Raw genomic sequence first — 2,309 nt, forward strand, 5'->3', positions numbered from 1 at the left:
CCGGATAAAGTGATGGTGGCCGGCAACCCGGCCAGGACCATACGGGAAATAAAAGAGAAAGATCTTAAACTATGGACCTGGGGCAAACAGCTCTATGTTGATCTGGCCGAAAAATACTTGCGGGTAGGAATGCAGAGGATTCATAATTAATCCCCCCGGATTAGAGTACAAATCCCAAAGGAAAACCGGCAAAGATATTCATACCTTTCCCGGTCAATAGAAATAGCTCTTAAGGAGATTCAATTGTTATTGACAGGTTTACCGATTTATTTGCGCACTAATTCGCGCGGATAATTAGTTAATACTACAGGTTCGGCAGCTCCCACTGCAACCGTGTCTTCGATGCGAATACCCCACGAACCGCAGTATAAGCCGCAGTTACCGACAGCAATAACGGTATTGGTCTGCAACGGATCCGGCGCTTTTTCCCCATGGAAGAAGGCATGACCGGGCGGCAGCGGAGCTTCTTCGAAATCGATGCCGGTACCGTGGATAGCCGGTCCAAAAATGTGGTCCTTATGACCGGCCGCTTTGTAAATATCGTGCATGGCGTTCTCCAGTTCGACCATACCGACACCATTACTGCACTTGGCGATGGCCGCCAGTAAGCCCTGCAGGTAGAGGTCATAGACCTCTTGTTGAATTGTGCTTGGTGTACCCGCACATACCATCCGGCAAAGATCAGCACTGTAATTGTTGACTATGGGATGAATATCGATCATCACCAAATCACCTGATTCAATACGTCTGTTGCTAGGCAGGCCGTGGGCTATGTTGGTCCGTGGACCTGCCGCCACATAGCTGCGCCAAAAACCTTCCGCTCCGTGACGACGCATGGCGTATTCAGCTGCACCAGCCACTTCACTTTCAGTAACCCCAGCCGCAACCGCATCGATGGCTGCCTGCATACCGATATCAGCCACCCGGGCTGCTTCCTTCATCAACTCGATCTCAGCTGCTTCTTTTACCAAACGCAATTGTGACAACAGATGAGTGGCATCTTTTGCCGCCACTTGCTCTGGCTTGGCGTGAGGGTGGGTGAGCATACCCTGCATTGACATGGTCAGGAAAGTGTTTTCAATACCCATAGAACCTTTGGAAATCCCGAATTCTTTAAAGTAGTGGGCGATAGAGTGAATCATGCCGACTTCATCCTCAAAACCGACTATCTTATCGAATACTGCCGTTTTCGCTACATCCTCGATATCGGTGGAGGGAACCCCGAGCGCTACGTCACCTCTGGACGTTATCATAGCATAAGAGCATAGCCGGCCGTCTCCAGTCAGGTAAAACATGTTGGAAGGCTTGGTCAGCAATAAAACATCCAGATCATGTTTTGTCATAAGTTCGGCACATTTTTTCACCCTGGCAGAATGAATACTATCAGCCATAACAAGTCCTCCTTATCTCTCCGGTATGATGTATAAGCTGGGTTTGATTAATGGTATTATAGCATCAAAGCGAAACCGGAGGTATCACTGATGGAAACAAACCAGGCGATAGTAAAATCTGTGGATGAATACATTGCGAATTTTCCTGCTGATATTCAAGATATCCTGCAAAAGCTGAGAAAGGTGATAAAAGAGGCAGCACCTGGCGCCACAGAAAAGATAAGCTATCAAATGCCCGCCTATGATTTGTTCGGGAATCTGGTTTATTTTGCGGTCCACAAAAAGCATATCGGGTTTTATCCAACTCCAAGCGCAATCGAGGCATTTAAGAAGGAATTATCAGGATATAAAGGGTCTAAAGGCGCGGTACAGTTTCCTCTGGGCCAACCACTGCCTGATGATCTTATCAAAAGGATAGTGAAGTTCAGAGTTGCTGAAAATGAGGGAAAAGCGGAAGGTAAATTGAAAAAGAAGTAAGCGTATGTGCCCGGGCATAAACCTCATATTAGGATAATCCAAACTTAATCATTTGTTAAAATATCTTATCCAGACATACCTCTTCCTTTCTGGGCATGTGCTCGAGCTGCCCCCGGCAATCTTTTTCAATGATTTTGTCTCCTTCATAATTCTTGTATCCTTAATTAGTATTTCCCTGGCCCTTAGGAGAATTCTTAAAACCATTTGACACCCCTTATAACATATGTTAAATATAACCTATGATGTTCAGGAATTGTAAGGCTGAAACGGAGGATAACATGGCCATCAAATATGCCATCCTGGGCCTGTTAAGCTGGCAGCCCTTTACTGGATATGAATTGAAAAAGGTATTTATGGATTCTACAGTTTTTTATTGGTCAGGCAATAATAATCAGATCTATCGGACTCTGGTTCAGCTGCACAATGAAGGGTTGGTTACTA

General features: G+C 45.8%; 2 protein-coding genes. One reads left to right on the top strand and one right to left on the bottom strand.

What is annotated here, in order from left to right; genetic code table 11:
• Window positions 1–266: 266 nt before the first annotated feature.
• Window positions 267–1,391, bottom strand: a complete 1,125-nt coding sequence (locus B3W37_RS08575) for a M24 family metallopeptidase (RefSeq protein WP_483175387.1) — start codon at window positions 1,389–1,391, stop codon at window positions 267–269.
• 90 nt (window positions 1,392–1,481) lie between these two features.
• Here B3W37_RS08575 and B3W37_RS08580 point away from each other — a divergent pair, with 90 nt between their 5' ends.
• Window positions 1,482–1,868 (top strand): iron chaperone, encoded by a 387-nt coding sequence (locus B3W37_RS08580; protein ID WP_483175388.1) that lies wholly within the window; start codon window positions 1,482–1,484, stop codon window positions 1,866–1,868.
• The last annotated feature ends 441 nt before the right edge of the window (window positions 1,869–2,309 follow it).

The organism is Syntrophomonas sp. UBA5494 (assembly GCF_002426325.1).

Bases quoted from the DNA above. Each gene is read 5' to 3' on its own strand.
- B3W37_RS08575 (WP_483175387.1), bottom strand. From the start codon at position 1,391: ATGGCTGATAGTATTCATTCTGCCAGGGTGAAAAAATGTGCCGAACTT.
- B3W37_RS08580 (WP_483175388.1), top strand. From the start codon at position 1,482: ATGGAAACAAACCAGGCGATAGTAAAATCTGTGGATGAATACATTGCG.